This window comes from Amycolatopsis ponsaeliensis (genome assembly GCF_030182635.1).
In the GTDB taxonomy this organism is placed as follows: domain Bacteria; phylum Actinomycetota; class Actinomycetes; order Mycobacteriales; family Pseudonocardiaceae; genus Amycolatopsis; species Amycolatopsis ponsaeliensis.
Genome location: NZ_JAPZLD010000064.1, coordinates 24,271 through 48,601 on the forward strand (window position 1 = coordinate 24,271; position 24,331 = coordinate 48,601).

20 protein-coding genes are annotated in these 24,331 nt (G+C 69.8%); 13 read left to right on the forward strand and 7 right to left on the reverse strand.

Annotated elements, in window-relative coordinates:
- Positions 1-8 precede the first annotated feature (8 nt).
- On the reverse strand, positions 9-1,181 hold the full coding sequence (locus tag QQ657_RS50810) for an STAS domain-containing protein (RefSeq protein ID WP_284749659.1): 1,173 nt from the start codon (positions 1,179-1,181) through the stop codon (positions 9-11).
- A gap of 265 nt (positions 1,182-1,446) precedes the next feature.
- Entirely contained in the window at positions 1,447-2,676 is a 1,230-nt protein-coding gene (locus QQ657_RS50815; protein WP_284749660.1) for an amylo-alpha-1,6-glucosidase, read from the reverse strand.
- 58 nt (positions 2,677-2,734) lie between these two features.
- Between QQ657_RS50815 and QQ657_RS50820 the strand changes: the two genes are divergently transcribed.
- On the forward strand, positions 2,735-3,877 hold the full coding sequence (locus tag QQ657_RS50820) for an ROK family transcriptional regulator (RefSeq protein ID WP_284749661.1): 1,143 nt from the start codon (positions 2,735-2,737) through the stop codon (positions 3,875-3,877).
- Between the two features lie 302 nt (positions 3,878-4,179).
- Positions 4,180-6,111, forward strand: coding sequence for a S53 family peptidase (locus tag QQ657_RS50825; RefSeq protein WP_284749662.1), 1,932 nt, complete (start codon positions 4,180-4,182; stop codon positions 6,109-6,111).
- Positions 6,112-6,164: 53 nt separating this feature from the next.
- Here QQ657_RS50825 and QQ657_RS50830 read toward each other — a convergent pair whose 3' ends face one another.
- Positions 6,165-7,697 carry a sensor histidine kinase gene (locus QQ657_RS50830; RefSeq protein WP_284749682.1) on the reverse strand — a complete coding sequence of 511 codons (1,533 nt, stop codon included), beginning with the start codon at positions 7,695-7,697 and terminating at the stop codon, positions 6,165-6,167.
- Between the two features lie 171 nt (positions 7,698-7,868).
- On the opposite strand from QQ657_RS50830, the gene QQ657_RS50835 reads away from it, so the two are divergent.
- The 3 genes from QQ657_RS50835 to QQ657_RS50845 are packed head-to-tail and all read left to right on the forward strand — an operon-like array spanning position 7,869 to position 10,932.
- On the forward strand, positions 7,869-9,230 hold the full coding sequence (locus QQ657_RS50835) for a purine-cytosine permease family protein (RefSeq protein WP_284749663.1): 1,362 nt from the start codon (positions 7,869-7,871) through the stop codon (positions 9,228-9,230).
- 44 nt (positions 9,231-9,274) lie between these two features.
- Entirely contained in the window at positions 9,275-9,940 is a 666-nt protein-coding gene (locus QQ657_RS50840) for an SDR family NAD(P)-dependent oxidoreductase (protein ID WP_284749664.1), read from the forward strand.
- Positions 9,937-10,932 carry an S-adenosylmethionine:tRNA ribosyltransferase-isomerase gene (locus tag QQ657_RS50845; protein ID WP_284749665.1) on the forward strand — a complete coding sequence of 332 codons (996 nt, stop codon included), beginning with the start codon at positions 9,937-9,939 and terminating at the stop codon, positions 10,930-10,932. Before QQ657_RS50840 ends, QQ657_RS50845 begins: the two co-directional genes overlap by 4 nt.
- Positions 10,933-11,101: 169 nt before the next feature.
- Here QQ657_RS50845 and QQ657_RS50850 read toward each other — a convergent pair whose 3' ends face one another.
- Complete coding sequence (locus QQ657_RS50850; RefSeq protein ID WP_284749666.1) at positions 11,102-11,488, reverse strand: hypothetical protein; 387 nt, start codon at positions 11,486-11,488, stop codon at positions 11,102-11,104.
- Between the two features lie 291 nt (positions 11,489-11,779).
- On the opposite strand from QQ657_RS50850, the gene QQ657_RS50855 reads away from it, so the two are divergent.
- The 3 genes from QQ657_RS50855 to QQ657_RS50865 are packed head-to-tail and all read left to right on the forward strand — an operon-like array spanning position 11,780 to position 14,524.
- A complete protein-coding gene (locus QQ657_RS50855; protein WP_284749667.1) occupies positions 11,780-12,841 on the forward strand; it encodes an ABC transporter substrate-binding protein in 1,062 nt (353 codons plus the stop codon).
- A 20-nt stretch (positions 12,842-12,861) separates the two neighbouring features.
- Positions 12,862-13,653: an ABC transporter ATP-binding protein gene (locus tag QQ657_RS50860; protein ID WP_284749668.1), complete on the forward strand. Its 792-nt coding sequence runs from the start codon at positions 12,862-12,864 to the stop codon at positions 13,651-13,653.
- Positions 13,640-14,524 carry an ABC transporter permease gene (locus QQ657_RS50865; RefSeq protein ID WP_284749669.1) on the forward strand — a complete coding sequence of 295 codons (885 nt, stop codon included), beginning with the start codon at positions 13,640-13,642 and terminating at the stop codon, positions 14,522-14,524. Before QQ657_RS50860 ends, QQ657_RS50865 begins: the two co-directional genes overlap by 14 nt.
- Position 14,525: 1 nt before the next feature.
- On the opposite strand, the gene QQ657_RS50870 is transcribed toward QQ657_RS50865, so the two are convergent.
- Positions 14,526-14,822 (reverse strand): hypothetical protein, encoded by a 297-nt coding sequence (locus QQ657_RS50870; protein ID WP_284749670.1) that lies wholly within the window; start codon positions 14,820-14,822, stop codon positions 14,526-14,528.
- A gap of 113 nt (positions 14,823-14,935) precedes the next feature.
- A complete protein-coding gene (locus tag QQ657_RS50875; protein WP_284749671.1) occupies positions 14,936-16,480 on the reverse strand; it encodes a DEAD/DEAH box helicase in 1,545 nt (514 codons plus the stop codon).
- A gap of 236 nt (positions 16,481-16,716) precedes the next feature.
- Here QQ657_RS50875 and QQ657_RS50880 point away from each other — a divergent pair, with 236 nt between their 5' ends.
- The 3 genes from QQ657_RS50880 to QQ657_RS50890 are packed head-to-tail and all read left to right on the forward strand — an operon-like array spanning position 16,717 to position 19,627.
- Positions 16,717-18,423 (forward strand): acyl-CoA dehydrogenase family protein, encoded by a 1,707-nt coding sequence (locus QQ657_RS50880; RefSeq protein ID WP_284749672.1) that lies wholly within the window; start codon positions 16,717-16,719, stop codon positions 18,421-18,423.
- A complete protein-coding gene (locus QQ657_RS50885) occupies positions 18,423-18,869 on the forward strand; it encodes a nitroreductase family deazaflavin-dependent oxidoreductase (protein ID WP_284749673.1) in 447 nt (148 codons plus the stop codon). Before QQ657_RS50880 ends, QQ657_RS50885 begins: the two co-directional genes overlap by 1 nt.
- Positions 18,866-19,627 (forward strand): 2-keto-4-pentenoate hydratase, encoded by a 762-nt coding sequence (locus tag QQ657_RS50890; protein ID WP_284749674.1) that lies wholly within the window; start codon positions 18,866-18,868, stop codon positions 19,625-19,627. The genes QQ657_RS50885 and QQ657_RS50890 overlap by 4 nt, the downstream gene beginning before the upstream one ends.
- Before the next feature lie 6 nt (positions 19,628-19,633).
- On the opposite strand, the gene QQ657_RS50895 is transcribed toward QQ657_RS50890, so the two are convergent.
- The gene (locus QQ657_RS50895) at positions 19,634-22,762 is read right to left on the reverse strand and encodes an NACHT domain-containing protein (protein ID WP_284749675.1); all 3,129 of its coding nucleotides are present in this window, start codon (positions 22,760-22,762) and stop codon (positions 19,634-19,636) included.
- A 521-nt stretch (positions 22,763-23,283) separates the two neighbouring features.
- On the opposite strand from QQ657_RS50895, the gene QQ657_RS50900 reads away from it, so the two are divergent.
- Both QQ657_RS50900 and QQ657_RS50905 read left to right on the forward strand, forming a co-directional pair.
- Positions 23,284-23,898, forward strand: a complete 615-nt coding sequence (locus QQ657_RS50900; protein ID WP_284749676.1) for a VOC family protein — start codon at positions 23,284-23,286, stop codon at positions 23,896-23,898.
- A gap of 9 nt (positions 23,899-23,907) precedes the next feature.
- Positions 23,908-24,321 (forward strand): hypothetical protein, encoded by a 414-nt coding sequence (locus QQ657_RS50905; RefSeq protein WP_284749677.1) that lies wholly within the window; start codon positions 23,908-23,910, stop codon positions 24,319-24,321.
- Positions 24,322-24,331 lie beyond the last annotated feature (10 nt).

Here is a 24,331-nt window from a genome sequence, read left to right on the forward strand (position 1 = left end):
GGCGCGGGCTACCGGGCATAGCGCAGCGGCAGACGCACGGAAAGCAGATTCCCGTGGAACGGCTGACCGGCGACGTGTGAGATGTGAGCTCTGTAGCGCCGGGGACCGCGGCGCCGCTGGTGAGAGGCGCTGACGAGGTTCAGCTGTTGATTGCCTGTGCGGATCTCGAGCGATCCACCGAAGAGGTCGACGACGCACCGGTAAAGGGCGTGGAGGCCATACTCTTGCGGAACTTCGCGCGTGCGCGGTATCAGGCTCGGTGGCGCCTTGGCCGGGCGATGGGAAATTCCGGGAAAGACCGACGCCAGCAGCAGCTCCTCGTCGGTGGCGTCCGCTTCGGGTGTCCACTGAGCGGAGTACTTCGCCCGCCGTGGGCGCCAGCCCGTCGCCTCGATGACGAAGGTGTCGTTGACCGCCGCTTCGGTGACCCTGATCGGCTGACCTGCCGACAGGCCGGCGCGGAGCGGTCGAACCATGCTGTTGCCGTTGTCCCACACCGAGATGACGAGCTCTTTTGCGCTGCCGGGGCCGGTGCTCGCCACCCAGGAGCCGATGGTCAGCAGATCGCCACCCGGGTGTAGTACGGCGTTCGTCAGCAATTCGTAGATCACTACGCGTGCGACTTCGGCGCCGCTGTGCTTGAGCGCGGTGTCGAGAAAGCTGAGGACGACGGGTCCCCGCCAACGCGACCATTCGGTCGCGACGACCGAGGAGATCTGCGGGTCCGCTTGGAAGAAGTAGGTCAAGAATCCGAAGAAACGCTCATCTCGAAGCCGCTCGTAGGCAGTGCCGGACGCGCGGTTCGGCGCGGGACGCAGGAACCTGACTTGATCGCGAATCGGCAGTGCGCCGTCTGCCCAGTGCAGGGTGCCGAACTGTGATCTGGAGACCATTGCGGCGGCCGAAGGGAAGGCGCATTCCAAGAGGAAGTCCGTTACGGCGGGATCACTCGGTAATGAGATCAAGGTTTCCCGCCGAGCCGCACTGCGTTCGTTGAGCGCGGACAGTAGCGTCATCAGGCCGGTGATGTCGATCGTTGTGGCGTCGGCGAGGTCGAGATCAAGAGGTGCGTCCTGCTCGGCGGATGTCAGCTTGGCCAGAAGTGCGGACGCTGACGCCGTGTCGATCCGTTCGGGCAGCTGGATGCGAAGCCATTCGCATGAGCTGGCCTCGACCGTCATGGGCGTTCCCCTCGGCTGCGGCGACTGATTCCGAAGCCTCAAATGCTCCTTGGTTTCGAAGGGTACAACAACCACCCGAATGAGTGACGGAGATGCGTTTGGGCAATTGAGCTGTTTTTGTCAGCTATTTGTCACCTACTACGGTGAGTGCTTGACTGATCTCTACCTTGTCCCCGAATCGGACCTCAAACGTTGTAGCAGCAACTCAGCGTCAACGGAAGCTGGAATACGTTAATGAATCACGTGAACGCAATCATGTTGTCCGTCAGTCTGTGGTCGCGATGAGGTCCAGGGTCAGCGCCGCGGTCCAGCCGAACGAGCGGGCACCGTGGCCGGCGCCGGTCAGCGGGTCCACGTACTCGGCGAAGTCCGTCCGCGCGGCCGTCGAAACGAGGTCGTCACGCAGGCGCTCGGCCAAGGCGTGCTCGCCGTGGCGCAACAGCCCCTGGCGGACCAGCCAGCCGACGTTGGCCCACGACGGGCCGCGCCAGTAGCGGCCCGCGTCGAAGTCCGGCGCCGTCAGGTCGTGGCTCGGGACGCCGTGGCCGCGTCCGAGCCGGAAGCGGGGCCCGGTGGCCGTCGCCAGCAGGGCCGGGGCGACGGCCAGGTCCGGCAGCAGCAGCGGCAGCAGGCCCGCGCACGTGTGTGCGCGGGTCAGCGAGCCGGTCCGGACGTCGCGGGCGAAGAAGAAGCCGTTGTCCCACAGGGTTTCCTGCATTGCCTTCTCGACGCGCGCCGCGGATTCGCGGTGGGTGGCGGCGGCCGCGGGCAGGCCCAGCACGTCGGCGATCTCGGCCAGCGCCAGTTCGGCGTCGGCCAGGATCGCGTTGAAGCCGGGATCTTCGACGACGAACTCGCCGAAGCCTTCGTAGCCGCGGTCCCGGTAGTCGGCCGCGAGCCGGACGTACCGGCCGTAGTCCTCGTCGCTCGGCCGGTCGGCGGCGTCGCCGTGCTGCAGGTCGCGGCGGACGAACCCGTTCGTCGGCGTCACGCGGGAGAGCGGGCCGTCCCAGGCCGGGCTGTTGTCCATCCCGGACTCCCACGGGTGCACGATCGCCGCGAGCCCCCGCCCGCCGGCGTCCCGCGAAACCCGCAGGTACTCGTGCCAGGCCCGCAGCTTCGGGTACAGCGTGGCGAGGAACGTGCGATCGGGCTCGGCCTCGTGCACCGCCAGCACCGCCCGCGCGTGCACCGGCGGCTGGACCAGCCCCGACGTCCGCCGCGCGCGCCAGAAGTCCGGGCCCGGGAAGTACGCCTCGGGTGGGGTGTCGGGGTTGAAGAGGATGTGCGGGACGCGGCCGTCGCGCCACTGCGCGGAGAACAGCGTCAGCAGTTCGCGACGCGCTCGCGCGGGTGACAGGTGCCGCAGGCCGATGGCGATGAACGCCGAGTCCCAGCTCCACTGGTGCGGGTAGAGCGAGCGCGACGGCACGGTCGACGAGCCGAGCCAGTTGCCGTCGAGGACATCCGCGGCACGCCCCCATGTTACATCCATATGTCCAATCTATCTCCGACTTGTGTATTGTCAATGGACAAAAGTCCGAGGGAGGGCGATGACGACCAGCGCCGGCGAGCTGTTGCAGCTGGTCAGGACGGGGCAGGCGACCACGCGAAAAGCCCTGCTCACGCGCAGTGGACTGTCGCGCACGACCCTCACCGCGCGCCTGGATCGGCTCCTGGACGCGGGCCTGCTGGCCGAGGACGGCCACGAGGACTCCACCGGCGGCCGCCCGGCCCGGCACCTGCGGTTCGACGACCGGCACGCCGTCGTCCTCGCCGCGAGCGTCGACACGATGCACGCCGAGGCCGCGCTCACCGACCTGACGGGTCGCCGGCTGGCCTACCGCGCGGGCGACCTGCGTGTCGCCGACGGCCCGGAGCCGGTGCTCGGCCGGATCGCGGAGTGGTTCGAGGAGATGCTGGCCGAGGCGGACCGGCCGGTGTGCGGCGTGGGGATTTCCGTGCCAGGTCCGGTCGAGCCGGGACGCGGCCGCGTCACGCAGCCGCCGATCATGCCCGGCTGGGACGGCTACCCGATCGACGCTCACCTGGAGGCCCGCTTCGGCGCCCCGGTGCTGGTCGACAACGACGCGAACCTGATGGCGCTGGGCGAACACCGCGCCCGCTACCCGGACACGGCCGCGCTGGTCGTGGTCAAGGCGTCCACCGGGATCGGCGCCGGCCTGGTGATCGGCGGCGAGGTGTACCGCGGCATCGACGGCGGCGCGGGCGACATCGGGCACGTCCGCCTGCCCGGGCACCCGGACGCGCGCTGCCTGTGCGGTTCACTCGGCTGCCTGGCGGCGGTCGCCGGCGGCGGCGCGCTGGCGGCCCGCCTGACGGAGCTGGGCCTGCCGACGACGTCGGGATCGGGCGTCCGCGAGCGGATCCTGGCCGGCGAACCGGCGGCGGTACGGCTCGCGGAGGAGGCCGGCCGCGAGGTGGGCGAGGTGCTCGCGACGCTGGTGTGCGTGGTCAACCCGGGCGTATTGGTGATCGCCGGCGACCTGGCCGAGCCGCACTTCGTGACCGGCGTCCGCGAAGTGCTTTACCGGCGCGCGCTGCCTCGCTCGACCCGGAACCTGCACGTGGAAATCGGCGGCCGCGGCGAAGCGCTCGGCGGGGCGGTGGCGATGGTGGTCGAGGCCCAGTTCGCGCCGGACGCGGTGAACCGGCGCCTCGAAACACGAGCCTGACGGCCGAACTACCGTCACCTCCGGACTGTCCCGAGTGGACGGAGCAACCGACTTTCGTAGGTGGTGGCCGCCCTGCTCGAGTGTTCCGCAATACGGACACGAACCGGACTAACCTCCCATCCGGCATTATTCCTCGCGTAATTCGTGCGACAAATCGGATTTCCGTACCACGCGCGGGGACACGTGAATTCGCGACCAGATAACGGTTCCGCAAGTACTTCCCCGCGGGCGGAACACCGATCTAGTCTCGTCCGGTGTTCCAGGCCCATTTCCTGGGGGCCGCTTTCGAGAGGGAGATTTCTGTGCGAAGAAGCTCCACCCTGCTCCTTTCGCTCGCGGTGGTCGGTGGCCTGACCGGCGCCGTACCCGCGACGGCTTCGGCGCAGGGGCGTTCCGACATTCCGCAGTCGCACCCGTTGTGGGCGAACGCGCAGGCGAAGGTCGCCGACACGGCGCCCGCGTCCAAGCTGAGCTTCCGGGTCTACCTGAACCAGCGCGACAACGCCGGCGCCGAGGCGCTGGCGCAGGCCGTGTCCGATCCGGACAGCAAGACCTACCGGCAGTACCTCAGCCCGGACCAGGTCCGGGACCGGTTCGCCGCCAGCGACGCGACGGTGAACGCCGTCAAGTCGTGGCTGACCGGCAGCGGGTTCAGCATCGGTGACGTCCCGTCGAACCGCGCCTACGTCGAGGCCACCGGCACCGCCGACCAGACGCAGAACGCGTTCGCCGTCAAGCTGGGCAAGTACAAGGTCAAGGGCCAGACCCTCCGCGCCGCCGACAAGAACCTGTCGGTGCCCGCGAACCTGGCGAGCGACGTGCTCGGTGTCGTCGGCGTCGACCAGGCGACCAACCTGTTCAAGCCGGACCACGCCACCGGCTCCGGGACGCCGTCCGACGTCGCGCCCGGCCCCGGCTTCCGCAACGCGAAGCCGTGCAGCGCCTACTACGGCGAGAAGGTCGACACCACCGACCCCGCCTACAACGGCAAGCACCTGCCGTACGCCCCGTGCGGCTACACCCCGGCGCAGCTGCGGTCGGCCTACGGCGTCGACAAGGTCGGAACGGACGGCAAGGGCACGACGATCGCCATCGTCGACGCGTTCGCCTCGCCGACCATCTACTCCGACGCGAGCACCTACGCGAAGAAGAACGACCCGCAGCACCCGCTGAAGCAGAGCCAGTTCAAGCAGCACGTCTTCCCGGCGAACCCGGTCCTCGAGCCGCCGGACCAGTGTGACGCGGCGGGCTGGTACGGCGAGGAGACGCTCGACGTCGAGGCCGCCCACGGTCTCGCGCCGGGTGCGGACATCCTGTACGTCGGCGGGGAGTCCTGCGAGGACAACGCCCTCGACGTGGCGCTGAACTACGTGATCGCCGGCCACAAGGCCGACATCGTGTCGAACTCCTACGGCGACACCGGCGAGGACATCCCCGCCGATGAGGTCAAGGTGTTCAACCAGATCTCGCTGCAGGCGGTGCTCGAGGGCATCGGCGTCTACTTCTCCTCGGGCGACAACGGTGACGAGGTCGCGCGCCTCGGCACGCCGTCGCCGGACTTCTCCGCCTCGGCGCCGTGGATCACCGCGGTCGGCGGCACGTCCATCGCGATCGGCAAGGACGGCAAGCGGATCTTCGAGACCGGCTGGGAGACCAGCAAGTCCTCGCTGACCAACGGCGTCTACGGCCCGGCGGCCTACACCAGCGGTTCCGGTGGCGGCACGAGCCGGCTGTTCGCGCAGCCCTTCTACCAGAAGGGTGTCGTGCCGGACGCGCTGGCGAAGAAGAACCAGACGGGCAACAACAAGGGCCGGGTCGTCCCCGACATCTCCGCGGTCGGTGACCCGAACACCGGCTTCCTGGTCGGCCAGACGCAGACCTTCCCGGACGGCGCCTACTACGACCAGTACCGGATCGGCGGCACGAGCCTCGCGTCGCCGGTGTTCGCCGGCATCATGGCGGTGGCCGACAGCTTCGACCACTTCCACCACGGCTTCATCAACCCCGTGATCTACAAGCTGACCTCCCGCACCTCGGCGATCAGCGACGTGAAGCACGTGGACGCCGCGGTGGAGCGTGTCGACTACGCGAACGCGGTCGACGCTTCGGACGGCCTGCTCACCTCGGTGCGCACGCTCGACTACCAGGGTCTGACCATCCACACGACCCCGGGCTACGACGACGTGACGGGTCTCGGCACGCCCAACGGGCTGCTGTTCCTGCTGCTCGTCTAGTACGTACTCCATGAAGGGCACCTTCATGGCCTTAACGGCCATGAGGGTGCCCTTCATGGCATTCCGGTGGTCCCGGCGAGGGGAATGACCGCCCGGACCGTCGTCCCACCGGCGCCGCTCGCCACCTCGAGCTCCCCACCCAGCGCCTGCACCCGGTCCCGCAGCCCCGCCAGACCCGTCCCGCCCTCGACGTCCGCGCCGCCGACGCCCGGGTCGGTCACCTCGACCCGCAGCTCCGCCCCCTCGACCGTGATCCGCACGTCCGCGTGGTCGGTCTCCGCGTGCTTCAACGCGTTCGTCAGCGCCTCCGACGCCACGAAGTACGCCGTCGCCTCGACGGTCGCGTCCAGCCGGGGCACCGTGCCGACCGTCAGGGCGACCGCCATCGGGATCCGGTCGGCCAGCGAACGCACCGCCGCGACCAGGCCCGCTTCGGTGAGGATCGCCGGGCGGATGCCACGGGCCAGTTCACGCAGCTCGGTGATCGCGGTCTGCAGCTCGTCGACCGTGCCGGCCAGCAGCGTCCGGACCTCCGCCGGCAGCGCGTCGCCGGGCCGGCGGCCCGCCATCCGCAGCAGCAGCACCACGCTGACCAGCCGCTGCTGGGCGCCGTCGTGCAGGTCGCGCTCCAGGCGGCGGCGCTCCTCGTCGCCCGCCGCGACGAGCCGGGCCCGCGACGCCCGCACCTCGGCCAGCCGCTGCTCCAGCTCGGCCGTCAGCCGCTGGTTGTCCAGCACCAGCCCGGCCGCCGCGTTCAGCGCGTCGATCGAGCGGCTGTCCTTCCACACCTCGTCGTCCTGCACGAGCGCCGCCAGCCCGGTGCCGTCGCGCTCCAGCAGCAGCCGGATCATCTCCGCGTTGCCGACGCGGGCGCGCAGCACGCCGGTCAGGAACGCCAGTGGCCACAGGCAGAACAGGATCCGGTACGCCTGCAGCATCGGCTCCGACAGCGGGTGCCCGTCCCCGAGCGCCGTGCCGACCCCCGACGCGAACGCGCCGGACAGCGCGATGACGATCACCGGCGACAGCAGCCGCCGCTGCGGCAGCCGTCCGGTCAGCCACCGGTAGAGCAGCACGACGATCACCCCGGCGCTGATCGCCGTGGCGGCGAGCTCCAGCACCCGGTCGGCGACGACGCTGCCGTCGTGGCCGGCGGAGACCGCCAGCAGGTCGCGCGGGTCGTCGTTGACGAGGAGCCCGAGCACGCCCAGGCCGAGCACCACCGAGTAGGCCGCCGCGACCAGCAGGCGTTCCCACCGCGACCGGAGCTTCCCGTGCGGGAAGGCGAGCACGAGGTGCGCGATCACCGGGCCGGACGCCGCGCGCAGCGGCACCGTGAGCGTGTACAGCACCGGGTCCGGGGTGAACTGCAGGTCCTCGAGGAACAGCGCGACCCCGGCGAGCGCGATGAGCACGCCGATCGCGTTCGCCGGGCGCCGCACGTGCGCGACCGCGCCGGCGAGCAGGAACAGGAACCCCGTGACGGTGCTGAGGGCCGTGTCGAACGCGGAATGGCTGCCCTCGGCCGCCTTGAGGGCCAACGCGGTGACGCCGAGCGCGAAACCGGTGGCCAGCAGGCCGGTCATCGCGAGCGTCCGCGGATGCTGGACCACGACAACCCTCCCGGTGAGCCTCGCCGGGCAATCCTGGCGGGTGTGTGCGGCGGTTCGGCAACGGCTAACCGTGATTCGCCCGTTCGGGCCGTCGCGTTACACCACGCGGACGCGCTTTAGGGTGATCGGGACAGGAGGCGGCACATGAACGGACTGGGTGCGGAGGTCTTCGGCGGGCGGATGCCCACCGGAGGCCGTGACCTGGCGATCGAGACCCACGGCATCGCGCCGGTGCCGGAGGGCAACCGGTTCGGGCGGCCGTGGCGGCTGTTCAGCGTGTGGTTCGCGCCGAACCTGACCATGACGGCGGTGTTCACCGGCACGCTCGCCGCGGCGTACGGCCTCGGGTTCTGGACGGGCGTGGCCGCGATGCTCGCCGGCACCGTGCTCGGGTCGCTGCCGGTGGCGTACCTGTCCACCTGGGGGCCGCGCACCGGCACCGGCCAGCTGCCGCTCGCGCGGCTGCCCTTCGGCGGCGGCGTCGTGCTGCCGGGGCTCGTCCAGTGGCTCGGCTCGATCGCCTGGGACGCGCTGGTCGGCCTGTTCGGCGGCGAGGCGCTGGCCGAGCTGACCGGGCTGCCGTTCTGGGCCGCGGTGCTGATCGTGCTGGTGCTGCAGTGCGCGCTCGGCGTGTTCGGCTACGCCCTGATCCACCGCGTGCAGGCGGTGATGAGTGTGCTGCTGGTGCTCGCGTTCGCCGCGCTCGCCGTGAAAGTCCTTTCCGGGCACACGATCGCGACCGCCGACACGGCTTCGGGTGCCGACCTGGCGGGCGGTGTCGTGCTGTTCACGACGATCACGTTGTCGCTGGCGATCTCCTGGGCGCCCTACGCTTCGGACTTCAGCCGCTACCTGCCGGCGAGCACGTCGTCGCGCTCGGTCTTCTGGGCGACGCTGCTCGGCCTGACGGCGTCGTACGCGATCGGCGAAGGCCTCGGGCTCGCGCTGGGTTCGTCACTGGGCGACCAGACGGCGACCGGCGTCGCGGCGCTGCTCGGCGGTGGGTTCCTGGGCTCGCTCGCGCTGGCCGTGATCGCGCTCGCGGCGGTGTCGTCGAACGCGATGAACGACTACAGCGGCTCGCTGGCCCTGCAGACCGTCGGCGTCCGGCTGCGGCGCCCGGTGTCGGCGGTGGTCGTCACGGTGCTCGCGTTCGCGCTGATCCTCTGGATGCACAGCGGCGACCTGTCGGCCAAGTTCCAGAACGTGCTGCTGTTCGTCAGCTACTGGATCCCGCCGTTCCTCGGCGTCGTCATCCCGGACTGGCTCGCGCGGACCCGCGGTGGCCGAAGCGTGGACGTGCTGGCCGCCGTTTCCGTGCGTCCGTGGGCCGCGCTCGTGGCGTTCGTCGTGGGGTTCGGGGCGGCGGTGCCGTTCATGAACACGTCCCTCTACACCGGACCGGTCGCGTCGGCGCTGCACGGCGCGGACCTCGCGTACTACGTCGGGCTCGTCGTTTCGCTGGCAGCGTACTTCCTGCTCCGGCGCCGCCTTGACCTCAAGTAATGTAGAGGTTTGACGATGGTGTGGTACCCCTCGAAGGAGGAACCATGCCAACCGCACTCGTCACCGGTGCGTCCGCGGGTCTGGGCCGAGCCCTGGCCGCCGCCCTGGTGAGTCGCAAGTGGACAGTCATCGGCGACGGCCGGGACGCGGCAGCGTTGGGTTCGGCCGCCCGGGAGATCGGCTTCACGGCCGTCCCCGGCGACGTCGCCGACCCGGCCCACCGCGCGTCGCTGGCCGACGCCTGTCCGTCCCTTGATCTGCTCGTCAACAACGCCAGTTCCCTGGGCGTCAGCCCGCTGCCGTCCCTGGGGAGCTATCCCTTGGCGGAACTGGAAAGCGTCTACCGCGTGAACGTCTTCGCGCCGCTCGCCCTGACGCAGTTGCTGCTCCCGGCGCTTTCCCACGGCACGATCATCAACATCAGCTCGGACGCCGCCGTCGAAGCGTACGAAGGCTGGGGTGGCTACGGCTCGGCGAAGGCCGCGCTCGACCAGGTCACGGCCGTGCTCGGCGTGGAGAACCCGGACCTGGCGGTGTACGCGGTCGACCCGGGCGACCTGCGCACGGCGATGCACCAGCGCGCGTTCCCGGGCGAGGACATCTCGGACCGGCCGCTGCCGTCGTCCGCGGTCCCGGCTTTCCTGAGGTTGCTGGACGAGCGTCCACCGAGCGGCCGCTACCGGGCCGCGGACCTGCTGGTGGGCGTATGAACATCCGGTTCGACCTGCCGGACGAGCTGTCGGCCTCGGCCCCACCGGAGGCGCGCGGCCTGGCGCGGGACGAGGTCCGGCTGCTGGTCGCTTCGCCTTCGGGCGTCCACCACACGGTGTTCTCGTCGCTGGGTTCGCACCTGCGCCCCGGCGACCTGCTGGTGGTGAACACGTCGGGGACGCTGCCGGCGGCGGTCGACGCGATGCGCGGGGGACGCCCGGTGATCGTCCACTTCTCGACGGCGCTGGACGACGGCTCGTGGATCGTCGAGCTGCGTGCGCCCGGCGGGCCGTTGCTCGACGGCCGGGTGGGGGAGAAGGTGGAGCTGCCGCTGGGCGCGTCGCTGACGTTGGTGGCTCCGGCCGCACCGGGCGACTCGCGGCTTTGGCGGGCGGAGGCGTCGGTCTCGCTACCGGGGTTCCTCGCGGCGGTGGGCCGCCCGATCCGCTACGGGTACGTGCCGCGCGAGTGGCCGCTTTCGGACTACCAGACGGTGTTCGCCCGCGAGCCGGGCAGCGCGGAGATGCCCTCGGCGGCGCGGCCGTTCTCAGCGTCGCTGGTGACACGCCTGGTGACGGACGGCGTGCTGTTCGCGCCGCTGGTGCTGCACACGGGGGTGTCCTCGCCGGAGGCGGGCGAGCCGCCCCAGGCGGAGCGGTTCCGGGTGCCGCCGACGACGGCGGCGCTGGTGTCGTGGGTGCGGTCACGAGGCGGCCGCGTGATCGCGGTGGGCACGACGGCGGCCCGGGCACTGGAGTCCTGGTCGGACGGCGCGGCCGAGGGCTGGACGAACCTGGTCCTGGGCCCGGACCGCCCGGCGCGGGTGGTGGACGGGATCGTGACGGGTTTGCACGCACCGGACGCTTCGCACTTGCTGCTGCTGGAGGCGGTGGCGGGCCGTGAGCTGGTCCAGCGCGCGTACGACGCGGCGGTGGAGCGGCGGTACTTGTGGCACGAGTTCGGCGACGTGTCCTTGCTGCTGCGCCGCTGATCGGGCCCTCAGGCAGGGCCCACCCTCCCTGGGGGACCGTCCCGCTTCCAGCGTATCGGCGCGCCCCGACGAGAAGCCGGGAAACCGCAGCCCGGGCCCGGGTTATCCACATCCGGCCCGGGCTGTGGGCAACTCGAGCCGGGCCCTGCCGTCGGCCGGGCAACCCAAGCTAGCGCCGCACCGGCTCCTCGCGCCGTCGTGACCGGAGCAACCCCGTCACCGCCACCACCGCGATCCCGAGCCCGACCCCCGTCACGATCGAAGCCACCAAGCTCGCCTCGCCCGTGAGCAGGCCGAACGCCCCTCCCAGGTACACCGGGATGCTCACCGCCACCGGCAGCCAGTTCCGCAGCGAAAACGCCCGGTCCGACGCCAGCCACAGCACCAGCGTCACGGCCGCCCCGGTGAAGACCGGGATCGCCCAGACCACCAGGCTCGTCAGCGCGTCCATCCCGAGCGACCTGAACCACTCGAACGTCGCCTGGCCCATTCCGATGAACAGCACGACCAGCGCCACGCGGACGCCGGTGGCTCCCTGGCCCCGTCGGCTCGTCATGTTCCCTCCCGAATCCGTCGTCACCTGTACCACGTCCGGGTGAAGCGACAGGTTGCCCAAAACGCCCAGGCGTTTCAGATGCCGGGAACATCTCGCGTCCACGGGGCCCAGCCCGCATGCTCTCCCAGCACTGAACGAGCACCGAAGAGCGAGCGTGAGCAGCCCTTAGGCGCACCGGTCATCGATGTCAAGGAATCTCACCGGGTTTCCCGAGATGCGGATGGCTATGCGCCCCACTGGGTGACCGTGCGAACCTCGCCCCGACACCGACCCCCGAAAGGCGACGCCGACGTGCGCACCCACCACAGAACCCGCTTCCTGGCCTCGGCGCTGGCCGCCCTGACCGTCGTGGGCGTGCTCGCGGGCTGTTCCCGCGCCGCGGAACCCGCCGCGGCTCCGGCCGCGAACGCCGGCGCCGCCGCCGAGGTGCGGCTCGGGTTCTTCCCGAACGTCACCCACGCGCCCGCGCTGATCGGCGTCAAAAAGGACTTCTTCAAGCAGGAGCTGGGCTCGACCAAGCTCACCACCCAGACGTTCAACGCGGGCCCCGAAGAGGTCAACGCGCTGCTGGGCAACTCGCTCGACATCGCCTTCATCGGCTCCGGCCCGGCGATCAACGCCTTCACCAAGTCCAAGGGCACCATCCAGCTGGTCTCGGGCGCCGTCTCGGGCGGGGCGCAGCTGGTCGTCAAGCCGGACATCACCAGCGTCGACCAGCTCAAGGGCAAGACGATCGCCACGCCGCAGCTGGCCAACACCCAGGACGTCGCCCTCAAGAAGTTCCTGGCCGGCAAGCAGCTGACCGACCAGGTCAAGATCACCAACCTGGACAACTCCAAGACGCTCGACGCCTTCAAGAAGGGCGAGCTCGACGGCGGCTGGCTGCCCGAGCCGTGGTCCTCCCGGCTGGTGCTCGACGCCGGGGCGAAGGTCCTCCTCGACGAGAAGACCCTGTGGCCGGACGGCCGCTTCCCGACCACCGTCGTCATCGTGCGCAGCGAGTTCCTGCAGCAGCACCCGGACACCGTCAAGGCCGTCCTGAAGGGCCAGCTGGCCGCGATCGACTGGGCGAAGGCCAACCCGGCGGACGCGAAGACCGTGGTCAACGGCGCCCTCAAGGAACTGGCCGGCAGCAGCCTGAGCCAGGCCGTCATCGACCGCGCGTTCTCGAACATCGAGCTGACCACCGACCCGATCCCGGCCGAGTTCCCGCAGCTCGCGCAGGACTCGGTCACGGCGGGCGTGGTCAAGTCGGCGGTAGCGTTGAAGGGCTTCGCCGACTTCGGCCCGCTGAACGAGGTCCTCAAGGAGAAGAACCAGCCCGCCGTGAACGCCCCCGAACTCGCCAAGTGATCTCCGAGAGGCAGCTTGCGATGACCACGACCCTCCCGACCGGCCGGAGCAGCTTCACGGGCGCGACCGCGGTCCGGCTCGACGGCGTCCGCAAGACGTTCGGCCCGGCCGGCCGGGCGGTCGTCGCGCTCGACGGCGTCGACCTCACCGTCGCGCCCGGCGAGTTCGTCTGCCTGCTCGGCGCGTCCGGCTGCGGCAAGAGCACGCTGCTGAACCTGGTCGCGGGGCTCGACGCGCCGTCGGCGGGGGAGATCACGCTGAACACGTCGCGGCCCGCGGTCATGTTCCAGGAGGCCGCGCTGATGCCGTGGCTGACCGCGGCCCGCAACGTGGAGCTGCCGCTGCGGCTGGCCGGTTTCGGCCGCGCCGAGCGCCGCGAAAAGGCCGCCGAGCTGCTGGAGCTCGTCCGGCTGGCCGACGCGGGCGGCAAGCGGCCGCACGAACTGTCCGGCGGAATGCGGCAGCGGGTCGCGCTGGCCCGCGCGCTCGCCGCGACCCTGCGCGTCGGCGGCGACCCGGAGCAGGCGCTGCTGCTGATGGACGAGCCGTTCGCCGCGCTCGACGCCATCACCCGCGACGTCCTGCAGGGCGAGCTGCTGCGCGTCTACCGCAGCACCGGCACGTCGGTGCTGTTCGTGACCCACGACGTGCGCGAGGCCGTCCGGCTCGGGCAGCGCGTCGTCCTGCTGTCGTCGCGGCCGGGCAAGGTCGTGCGCGAGTGGACGGACGTGCCCCTGGCCGACGCCGAGGAGCTCACCGAAGAAATCACGGGACACTTGCGTGAGGTGATCAGCACCCATGCCGCAGCTTGACCGGCCCGCGGAAGCCGACCTGGACGCGGTCGGCGCCGGACTGGACTCGCTCGACGCCCCGGCCGGCGACCGCCGCCCGGGCTTCTGGAAGCGGTTCGCCTGGGGCTTCCTGCCGCCCGTCGGCGCGCTCGTCCTGCTGATCGTCGTCTGGCAGGTCCTCTGGGCGGCGGCGTTCTGGTCGGAAGCGCAGCTGCCCGCGCCCATCGCGGTGTGGGACGAGTTCTGGAGCCGCGTCGTCGACGGCCAGGTGTTCGGCTTCGTCTGGACGTCGGTCCACCGCGCCGCACTCGGCTTCTTCGCCGGCGTGGTGATCGGCACGCCGCTGGGCCTGGTCGTGGCGAAGGTCCGCGTGGTGCGCGCGGCGATCGGGCCGCTGCTGACCGGGCTGCAGAGCCTGCCGTCGGTGGCGTGGGTGCCGGCCGCGATCCTGTGGTTCGGCATCAACGACGGCGCGATCTACTTCGTCGTCCTGCTCGGTTCGGTGCCCTCGATCGCCAACGGCCTGGTCTCCGGCATCGACCAGATCCCGCCGATCCTGCCGCGCGTCGGCCAGGTGATGGGCGCGAACCGGATCTCGTCGGCGCGGCACATCCTGCTGCCCGCGGCGCTGCCGGGGTTCCTGGCGGGCCTGAAGCAGGGCTGGGCGTTCTCGTGGCGCTCGCTGATGGCCGCGGAGCTGATCGCGTTGTCGCCGCAACTGGGCGTCGGGCTCGGCGCCTACCTGAACCAGGGGTCGTCGCTGAACAGCATCGAGACGGTGATCGCCGCGATCTTCCTGATCCTGCTGGTCGGCATCGGGATCGAGCTGCTGGTGTTCCGCCCCCTGGAACGCGCGGTGCTGCGGGCCCGCGGGCTGACCGCGTCGCTCTAGCTCACTCCACCGCGATCTCGAGCGAGAGCTGCTGGAGCAGCTGCAGGACGTCCGGCCCGGGGTTCTCCCGCTCGTAGGCCTCGACGACCTTGACGAACCCCATCAGCAGCCCGCGCATGATCGCCTCCTGGCGCTGGGCCAGCTCGTCGATGGTCGTCGTGGTGTACTCGAGCGCGCCTTCGAGCAGCTCGGGGTAGCCGCTCGTGCCGGGCTCGCCGCCGTCTTCGAGGTTCTGGCGAAGCCGGTAGACCGACGCCAGCAGGCCGATGCCGGTCTGCACCAGGTCAGTGTCTTCCATCACGAGAGCATGGCACGCGCCCCGGGGACCCGCCCCCCTGGTGGAGCCCCGGAGACGACGCGACCCCGGACCGTGGAGTCCGGGGTCGCGTCGTTCGTTCGGAAGGGGACGGGTCAGCGGCCCCGGCGTCCGCCCGCGCGGGTGCCGGACGAGAACGCCGCCGCGCCACCGCTCGAGCCGGAGCCCGACCGGCGGGCGCCCGAAGCGGCGGCGGGAGCGCCGGAACGGCGAGCGCCGCCCGAAGCCGCCGGAGCACCGGACCGCCGCGAACCGCCCGAAGCGGCTCCCGACCGGCCCGAACCCTGACGGTCCGACCTCGGCTGCTGCGACTCCTCGCGCCGCGCCTGGCCGTTCGCCCGCGACCGCTGTCCGCCGCGGTTCTCCTTCGGCGTGCCGGGGGCGCCGCGCCGGCCGCGGCCCGAACCCGGCGCCGCGCCGGTCGCCGAAACCTTCTTCGGCCGGTTGTCCACCGGCGGCCGCTTCGGCGACGCCGTGAACGAACGCTCACCCGGGGCCAGCTCCGCCAGCAGCGGGTGACCCGGGCCGAGCTGCGTCGTCGTCGGCTTGATGCCGGCCTTGCGCGTCAGGTCGCGCACGTCGCGGACCTGCGCGTCCGTCATCAGCGTCACGACCGTGCCGGACGCGCCCGCGCGCGCCGTGCGGCCCGAGCGGTGCAGGTACGCCTTGTGCTCGACCGGCGGGTCCGCGTGGATGACCAGCCGGACGTCGTCGACGTGGATGCCCCGCGCCGCGATGTCGGTCGCGACCAGCGTCTTCGCCGCGCCCGAGGAGAACGCCTCGAGGTTGCGCGTGCGCGCGTTCTGGCCGAGGTTGCCGTGCAGCTCCACCGCCGGGACGCCGGACGCCACGAGCTTGCGCGTCAGCGCCTTCGCGCGGCTCTTCGTCCGCGTGAAGACCAGCGTGCGGCCCGGAGCCGCCGTCAGGTCGACCAGCACCTGCAGCCGGTGGGTCTCCTCGAGGTGCAGCACGTGGTGCTCCATCGTCGAGACCGGCGACTGCGCCGAGTCGACGCTGTGCGTGATCGGGTCGTTCATGAAGCGCTTGACCAGCACGTCGACGCCGTTGTCCAGGGTCGCGGAGAACAGCATCCGCTGCCCGCGCGACGGCGTGGCGTCCATGATCCGGCGCACCTCGGGCAGGAAGCCCAGGTCGGCCATGTGGTCGGCCTCGTCGAGGACGGTGATCTCGATGGCGTCGAGCTTCACGTGCCCGGAGCGCATGTGGTCGGCGAGCCGGCCGGGGCAGGCGACGACGATGTCGATGCCGTCACGCAGCTTCGTGATCTGCGGGTTCGCGCTGACCCCGCCGAAGATGGTGGTCGTCTTGAGACCCAGCGGCTTGGCCAGCGGCAGGATGGACGCCTCGATCTGCGTCGCGAGCTCGCGGGTCGGCGCCAGGATCAGCGCGCGCGGGCGGCCCGGCTTGCGCCGCGTCGGGCCCGCCGAGAGGCGCGCCAGCAGGGGCAGCACGAAGCCGTAGGTCTTGCCGGAGCCGGTCCGGCCGCGGCCGAGCACGTCGCGCCCGGCGAGGGTGTGCGGCAGGGTCGCCGCCTGGATGGGGAAGGGCTCGGTAACGCCCTGAGCGGCCAGCGAGTCCACGAGCGTGGCGGGCAGGCCGAGTTCAGCAAAGGTGCTCATAAGTGCATGCGGGCGCCTTGACGCCCTGGTCTCCATAACCTGAGAAGGGTTGTCCTGCCCGGCGCAGACCTGTGTTCGGCCGCGGCGCGTGGTAGTCGACAACAGCAGCGGGCCGAGGCAGAACTGAGCGGCCCGCAAGATCAGTGTAGCCGGTCGGGGTGACGTACCCCCAGTGAGATTGCCCGCACTCTAGGGGGCTTGCTAAGTTACCGGTCGGTAATCGAGGAGGCTCACCCATGTTGCTGAACCCGCACGAGTACGACCCGGCCCACTTCGACGCGGAAACGCGCCGGCTGCTCCGGGCCACCATCGACTGGTTCGAGCAGCGTGGCAAGGCCAAGCTCGCCGAGGACTACCACGCGCGCACCTTCTACGCGGACTTCCTCGAGTTCGCGGGCAAGGAAGGCCTGTTCTCGACCTTCCTGACGCCGGCCGCCGACGCCGAGGGCAATCCGGACAAGCGCTGGGACACCGCCCGCGTCGCCGCGCTGTCGGAAATCCTCGGTTTCTACGGCTTGAACTACTGGTACCCCTGGCAGGTCACGATCCTCGGCCTCGGCCCGGTGTGGCAGAGCGGCAACGACGTCGCCCGCAAGCGCGCGGCGGCCGCCCTCGACGCGGGTGGCGTCGGCGCGTTCGGACTGTCCGAAAAGGACCACGGCGCCGACATCTACTCGTCGGACCTGGTGCTGACGAAGGACGGCGACGGCTACCGCGCCACCGGCTCGAAGTACTACATCGGCAACGGCAACTGCGCGCGCACGGTGTCGGTCTTCGGCCGCATCGACGGCGTCGAGGGTCCGGACCAGTACGTCTTCTTCTACGCCGACTCCGAGCACCCGAACTACCACGTCGTGAAGAACGTCGTGCCGTCGCAGATGTACGTCGCCGAGTTCCGGCTCGAGGACTACCCGGTGCGGGCCGAGGACATCCTGCACGTCGGCGCCGAGGCCTTCAGCGCCGCGCTGAACACCGTCAACATCGGCAAGTTCAACCTCTGCTTCGGCGGCATCGGCATGGCGACGCACTCGCTGTACGAAGCCATCACGCATGCGCACAACCGCGTCCTCTACGGCAAGCCCGTGACGAACTTCCCGCACGTGCGCCGCGAGTTCGTCGAGGCCTACGCGCGGCTGACCGCGATGAAGCTGTTCTCCGACCGAGCCGTCGACTACTTCCGCAGCGCCAACGCCGACGACCGCCGCTACCTGCTCTTCAACCCGATCACCAAGATGAAGGTGACGACCGAGGCGCAGAAGGTGATCGGCCTGGTCGCCGACGTCGTCGCGGCCAAGGGCTTCGAGGCCGGCACGTACCTCGCGATGTCCAAGAACGACATCGACGGCCTGCCCAAGCTCGAAGGCACGGTGGCGGTGAACCTCGCGCTGATCGCGAAGTTCATGCCCGCCTACCTCTTCGCGCCGCAGGAGTACGCGCCGGTCGGCACCCGCACCGACGCCGCGGACGACGAGTTCCTCTTCCGGCAGGGCCCGGCGCGTGGCCTGTCGAAGGTCCGCTTCCACGACTGGAAGACCGCCTACGCCGAGGCCGCGCACATCCCGAACGTCGCGCTGTTCACCGAGCAGGCCGGCTACCTCGTCAAGCTCCTCACCGAGGCCGCGCCGGACGAGGCGCAGCAGGCCGACCTCGACTTCGGGCTCGCGCTCACCGAGCTGTTCACGCTCATCGTGTACGGCCAGCTGATCCTGGAGCAGGCCCGGATCACCGGCGTGGACGCGCGCGTCGTCGACCAGATCTTCGCCGTGCTGGTGCAGGACTTCAGCGCCGCGGCGGTCGACCTCAACGGCAAGGCGAGCTCGACCGAGGCCCAGCAGGCGATCGCCCTGGCCGCGCTGCGCAAGCCGGTGGTGGACGCCGAGCGCTTCGAGAACGTCTGGACGCGGGTCCGCGAGCTCTCCGGGGTCTACGCTATGCACCCGTGATGGCCAGGAAGTACCGGCTCGGCGTGACGCGGAAAGCCGCGAACGTGGTCGTGAATGCGCTGCTGGAGCGGGGGATCCCGATCACCGGCGGCACCGGGTACCTGCTGACCACCCGGGGACGCAGGACCGGAGTGGACCGGACCACTCCGGTCAACGTCCTCGAGGTCGGCGGCGACCGCTGGCTCGTCTCGCCGTACGGGCAGGTCGGCTGGGTGCACAACCTGCGCGCCGGCGCGACCGCCCGGCTGCGGCGCGGCCGCACGCGCGAGACGTGGGTGGTCGAGGAGGCCGACGCCGCGACGGCCGGGCCGGTCCTGCGCGCGTACGTCCGCAAGATCCCGGTGACGGCGCCGTTCTTCGACGCGAAGCTCGGCGACGCGGCCGAGGCCTTCGCCGCGGAAGCCGATCGACACCCGGTCTTCCGGTTGGCAAGATCAGGAGCGTGAACCGAGAGCGGGCGGCGGAACTCATCTGGGACGCGTGGCGGACCGGGAAACGCCTCGACGGGCTGCCGGACGACGCCCGCCCGGGCGACGCCGCCGAGGGCATGGCCGCGCAGGCGGCGCTCGCCGAGCTGGCCGGCCCGGTGTCGGGCTGGAAGATCGCCGCGACCACCGCGTACGCCCGGCAGTACCTGGACGTCCCCGGTCCGCTGCCGGGCGTGATGTTCGAGCGGTTCCACCACGCCGAGGGCGAGCCGGTGCCGGCCGACACGATGACCATGGGCGTCGCCGAACCCGAGTTCGCCTTCCGGCTCAAGGCCGATCCGGGCTCGTCGCCGTCGCTGACCGCGGTGCTCGACGCCGTCGACACGATGTTCCTCGCCCTCGAGATGCCGGACAGCCGCTACACCGACCACCAGCACGCGGGCGGGCCGCAGCTGCTGGCCGACGTCGCGTGCGCGGGCCGGTTCGTCGAGGGGCGGCCGGTGCCGGGCTGGCGCGACCTCGAGCTGCCGCGGCAGGCGGTCGTCCTGCACGCCGACGGCGAACAGTTCTCGCGCGGCAGCGGCAGCCTGGTGCTCGGCGACCCGCGGCTGGCACTGCACTGGCTGGCGATGGAGCTGGCCCGCCACGGCCGTTCCCTGCGCCCGGGCGACGTCGTCACGACCGGGACGGCGACCCCGCCGTGCCCGATCCGCGCCGGCGGGCACGTCGTCGCCGACTTCGGTGCGCTGGGCAGTGTGGAAGCGCGGTTTGTCTGAGCAAGGTCACGAGTTGACGACCACAGGGTTCAGGGATATTCCAAATCGCTTGCCTGCAGCCAGCACACCCAGGCAGGTCGCGGTGCGCAGCGGGACTGGTTTGCCAAGGTTGAACTCGCACGACGAAGCGATGGCTGCTGACTCGTCGCTGACGTGCAGTAACGACACCGTGGGCAGTTCCTGCTGCAGTTCTCGATACGCCGCTGTCTGATCTTCATTCAGTAGAACTGCGACGTTTCCGCACTGGCCGATGCGTTTGAGTAGCTCAGGGCTCACTTGTGTCGTGCGCAAGTCGAAACGCCAAAGCGTCGACGTTTCACGCTCGCGCTTGAGCGATTCGCACTCGTCGTCAGTGACACCGTTCCGAAGGTCCAAATTGTCCGGCTTCTGCAACTCCGACACTTCAACGTGGGTCCAATCTGCGATGGTGCTCTCGACGTAGTCGTGCACCTGCTGTGGAAAGTCAATGGGTTGCACGCCCAGTACCAGTGGTGTGTATGTGCTGGTGCGGGCCGTGATCGACGAACCGCCCCTCTCGAGGGTAATTCCACTGAGCGGCAAGCTTTCGTTGTAGTCCTGATAACTGAGAAAGTGGACCGATAGTCTGTTGGCATCGCTCGGTCCGAGGGTGCCGGTGGTGGAGTAGATCAACTTTATTGTCAGTGGTCGCTTGTCGGCGCTTTGTGCGGCGATCATTCCTTCGAGAACCTCGTGCCACTGTCCTGGCGCGAGCTGGTCGAAGTGGCCGAGGACGGCGGCTTGATCGTACGAACCTTTGCCGACTTGCCGACCTGATTTGATCTGGATTTCCGCGGCGCGGTCTGTCGGGTCCCCGGACAGGTCTGGCCATTCGTTGTCTTTCAGAATTACGTAACACGCGGAAATATCGCCGACTACCATTCGGCTCATGCGTTTGTCTGCGGTTTCGCTGCCCGATGAACCGCAGGCGGGTGGTTCCTGTGACAAGACAAAAACAGCTGCGGGGATCAGCAGTAAGGCCGTTGCGGCGATGATGTATGGCGCCTGACGTCGCCGGGCCTGGCGCGGCGCAGCGGCCGTATTGACAAGTCGTTCCTGTAGTCGGACGTGCCAGAATTGGTACGTGCCTCCGGCGACCCGAAGCAAGCCGCGTTTCCGAGCATCCTCCAAGAATGTCAGCAGCGTCCAGGGCAACGCGTCCATTGAAGCCAGGCGGAACCGCGCGACGAAAAAGCGCGGCCAAGCTCGGGTTGTCAATACCGCGACTGCGAAGAGGATGGCGAGGAAGATGCTCGCGACGATGAGGACGGGCAGGTTTTCTCGGGTGAGCCTCCATGGGACGTGTTCTTCCACCGGTGGAAGGTGCAGTTCCACCACCGTCGGCAGGTCGAGAGTCAAGGCAATCCGCTGGCCGAGGTAGCCCGCCAACGCGGCGGCGCCGGTGGCGGCCAGGACGCTTGCCGTCCCGGAGACCAGACCCGTTGCCAGCGCGGCGACGAGGGTGGATCGACGGTCCTGCCTCAGCAGGGAATTCGGGTCCGGACGGGTTTGTTGTGCGGTGCGTGAGGTGATCAGTTCATGCATTCCCACGGCGAGTGCGGCTACGAGGGAGAGCGCGAGCAGGGCTCCTGCGAGAGCGGTCTGCGTCACCACCACTTGATCGGTGAGGTTCGCGGAGTTGAAGGAGATCGACCACAGCAGCAGACCAGGAAACAGGACGAGGAGACCGCCGGTGATAGCGCCTCTTGCGAGTCCGGACTTCTGACTGTGAGTAAGAGGTCCGCTGCTGTCCGGAGCTCGGCGGGCGCCCGCGAGCCACAATGCGCTAACCACGATTCCGAAGATGATCCCCACCGCAGGTGGCGAGTACATCACCTGGGTCACCGGGTCCTGGTCGTAGTGGGTTAGGTCCGGCAGTACGGCCGCGTTGACCAAGAACGCGAGGAAGAACATCGAGATCCCGGCGGCCACGCCGATGACCGAGGCCGTCCAAGGTGAGAGTGTCCGGTCGGCCAACCGCCACCAGGCGAAGTCGCGTTCTCCGTGGGCGTGCATGTAACGCGCCAAATATGTCAACCAGGCGCGTGACCGATCCGCCGACCACCGCCGTCTCCACCAGGACCGACCCGGCGATTCGACCTGGTATACCGCTTCCACGAGCAGGTCGATCAGCTGGTCCTCGACCGCGTGACGGCTGCCGAAGGTGGTGGCGTCGAGCAATTCGGCTGGATCCTCCTGATCATAGGCCACTTTGAAGAGCGACAGCATGAGCGGTGTGCTCAAGGCTGCTGCGATCGGACTAGTCGGATTCCTGGTGATGTCGGTGGCGACGGCTTGCCAGGCCGGGTTTCCCGTCAGTTCGGCGAGGATGTCGGACTGTGCGACCGGCTGGATCTCGACGACGGGAGCTCGCAGCAATGCCGGCGCACCGCCGGCCAGTTCATCGGCGTATTCCACCGACCGGCAGGTCATGACGATCGGCCGGTTTCCGTCCAGCGTATCGTTGATTCGGCCGATTGCGCGGCGCCGCAGGTGCTGCGGCAACTCGTCCAGTCCGTCGAGTATCGGCAGAAGTAGCTGGCGGGTGAGCAAGCTGCGAGGGATCCGTTCTTGTCCGCCGTAGTGGCCGGCGGCGAGGGAGCGCACCAGCCAGTCATCAAGCGATTCCGTGACCGGGTCCCAAGACGACATGGACAAGAACACAGGCACCGGAATGCCGGTACTGGCCCGTCGGAGCAGGCCGACGGTGAGCATGATCGAGAGAAACGTCTTGCCCGAACCGGGTTCGCCTAGCACGACAAGTCGCCTTCCCGGAATTCGCTCGAATTCGCGAGCGAGTGTGTCGGCGGCGTCGTCCGGGTTGCCGGTCAGCTTGCCGTCGAGCTTGAGTCGGACGGCTCCGGTTCGCGCGGCTGCCCAGCACAGCGGGATGGCCTGGGAGCCGCCGAAGCGCTGGCGACGGTCGCGGATCTCTTTCGCCCACTGTTCCAGTAGATCGCCGACCAACGAGTCGGCTTCCTGATCGAGCTGCAGGACAGGCTCGCGTCGCCGAAGGTACGCCATTACCGCGAAGATCGTCGTACCGATTGCGATTAGCGTCGCCGCGATGCTGCTGTATGAGTCGTTCTCTTCGAGAGAGTGATTGATCAGGACCACGATGACAGTGAGAATGACCGCCGAGGCCGCGATGGAAGCGGAGATTGTGAGCGTACGTCGCCGGTGCGGTGATCCTGGTGCCATCAACAGGTGCCTGTCTCTGAGTGGGTGGGGTCATCCTTCAGTCGCTGACGTCTGCCTGGATGCAACAACTCGGTATGCAGTACGTCGTCGCACTAGAGTGATTGAACGGCAACTTTTGGTAGTTGATTCCTGGTTCTTGCTGCGGCGGTCCTGATGCCTGACGCGATTTTGATGGTTCGCGCGCTCAGTACCAGGCGATCGCGCGGATCGGCCCCTGGATGCTCGGTCCTTCTCACCCGGCGCTGCTCGTGGTTGTAGCTGGCCTGGTGTGCAGGAGGGCGTCGCGCTGCCGTTTGGATAAGCCTTCGACGGCGAGCCGTTTTGCAGACTCGACGTCGATCTTCACTGTCGGCTTCGGGTTCCGGCGCGCTGGGCAGCGTCGAGGTGCGGTTCGCCGGGGGAGGGTAATTCGGCGGTTCCGGGGCTATCGTCGGCGCGTGGGCGAGCGCGGCAGGCCACGGCACCCCGACCGGCTGACCCCCGCAGAGTGGCGGGTGGTCGACGCGGTCCGCCACGGCCTGACCAACGGCGAGATCGCGCGGCGGCGCGGCACCAGCCGGGACGCCGTCAAGTTCCACGTCGGCAACGCCGTCCGCAAGCTCGGCCTGGCCGGGCGGGCCGAGCTGCGTGCGTGGCGCGGTGCCCCGGCGGACAGCGCGCTCGCGGGCCGGACGGGTGAGGAGGCGGCGGTGCTGGGACCGATCGGGCAGGTTTCGCGGACGGTCACCGACCTCGGCCGGGCGAAGGCGTTCTACGGCGGCGTGCTCGGCCTCTCGCACTTGTACACGTTCGGAGACTTGGCGTTCTTCGACTGCGACGGCGTCCGGCTGTTCCTGACGGCGGGTGAAACGAAGGGCGCGGAGTCGGTGCTGTACTTCAGCGTCCCGGACATCGACGCGGCCTACGACGAACTGCTGGGGCGCGGCGTCGAGTTCCTGGGCGCGCCGCACCTGATCTTCCGGCACGAGTCCGGCGTGGAGGAGTGGATGGCGTTCTTCACCGACCCCGACGGCCACACGACCGCGATCATGAGCCAGGTCCCGCCTCGCTAGGGTGATCGGGTGCTGACGTTCCGTGCCGGGTTCCTGGTGCTCGCCGCGGTCGTGGCGGCGCTCGACGCGGGGTTCTGGTGGTTCGCGCACGCCCAGCACCAGACGACCGCGCGGATCGGCTTCCTGGTGGCATTCGTGCTGCTGCTGGCGCTGCTCGCGGTGTCGGCGGGGCTGGTCCGGTGGGAGATCGCGGCCCCGCTGGGCGCGGCATCGACGTCGGGCCTGTTCTTCGTCGGCGCGGCGGCGATCTTCAACGTGGGCTTCGGGTTCCTGCTGGCGGCGGTCGTGGAGGCAGCATTGGTGCGTCGGCTGGTCCTCGACGCGTCCCCGACGGGGTGGCGAGGCGGGACCGGCCTGATCAGCTCGGCGGCCGCGGTGGTGCCGGCGGTGCTGTTCGCGGTGGGGCTGGCGGCGCTGCGCTGAGCCGTTTTGT

Coding starts and splice junctions, on each gene's coding strand:
- QQ657_RS50850 (WP_284749666.1), bottom strand. CDS start 11,488: ATGACGAGCCGACGGGGCCAGGGAGCCACCGGCGTCCGCGTGGCGCTG.
- QQ657_RS50885 (WP_284749673.1), top strand. CDS start 18,423: ATGGCCAGGAAGTACCGGCTCGGCGTGACGCGGAAAGCCGCGAACGTG.
- QQ657_RS50865 (WP_284749669.1), top strand. CDS start 13,640: ATGCCGCAGCTTGACCGGCCCGCGGAAGCCGACCTGGACGCGGTCGGC.
- QQ657_RS50830 (WP_284749682.1), bottom strand. CDS start 7,697: ATGACCGGCCTGCTGGCCACCGGTTTCGCGCTCGGCGTCACCGCGTTG.
- QQ657_RS50860 (WP_284749668.1), top strand. CDS start 12,862: ATGACCACGACCCTCCCGACCGGCCGGAGCAGCTTCACGGGCGCGACC.
- QQ657_RS50870 (WP_284749670.1), bottom strand. CDS start 14,822: ATGGAAGACACTGACCTGGTGCAGACCGGCATCGGCCTGCTGGCGTCG.
- QQ657_RS50845 (WP_284749665.1), top strand. CDS start 9,937: ATGAACATCCGGTTCGACCTGCCGGACGAGCTGTCGGCCTCGGCCCCA.
- QQ657_RS50815 (WP_284749660.1), bottom strand. CDS start 2,676: ATGGATGTAACATGGGGGCGTGCCGCGGATGTCCTCGACGGCAACTGG.
- QQ657_RS50820 (WP_284749661.1), top strand. CDS start 2,735: ATGACGACCAGCGCCGGCGAGCTGTTGCAGCTGGTCAGGACGGGGCAG.
- QQ657_RS50880 (WP_284749672.1), top strand. CDS start 16,717: ATGTTGCTGAACCCGCACGAGTACGACCCGGCCCACTTCGACGCGGAA.
- QQ657_RS50840 (WP_284749664.1), top strand. CDS start 9,275: ATGCCAACCGCACTCGTCACCGGTGCGTCCGCGGGTCTGGGCCGAGCC.
- QQ657_RS50835 (WP_284749663.1), top strand. CDS start 7,869: ATGAACGGACTGGGTGCGGAGGTCTTCGGCGGGCGGATGCCCACCGGA.
- QQ657_RS50810 (WP_284749659.1), bottom strand. CDS start 1,181: ATGACGGTCGAGGCCAGCTCATGCGAATGGCTTCGCATCCAGCTGCCC.
- QQ657_RS50875 (WP_284749671.1), bottom strand. CDS start 16,480: ATGAGCACCTTTGCTGAACTCGGCCTGCCCGCCACGCTCGTGGACTCG.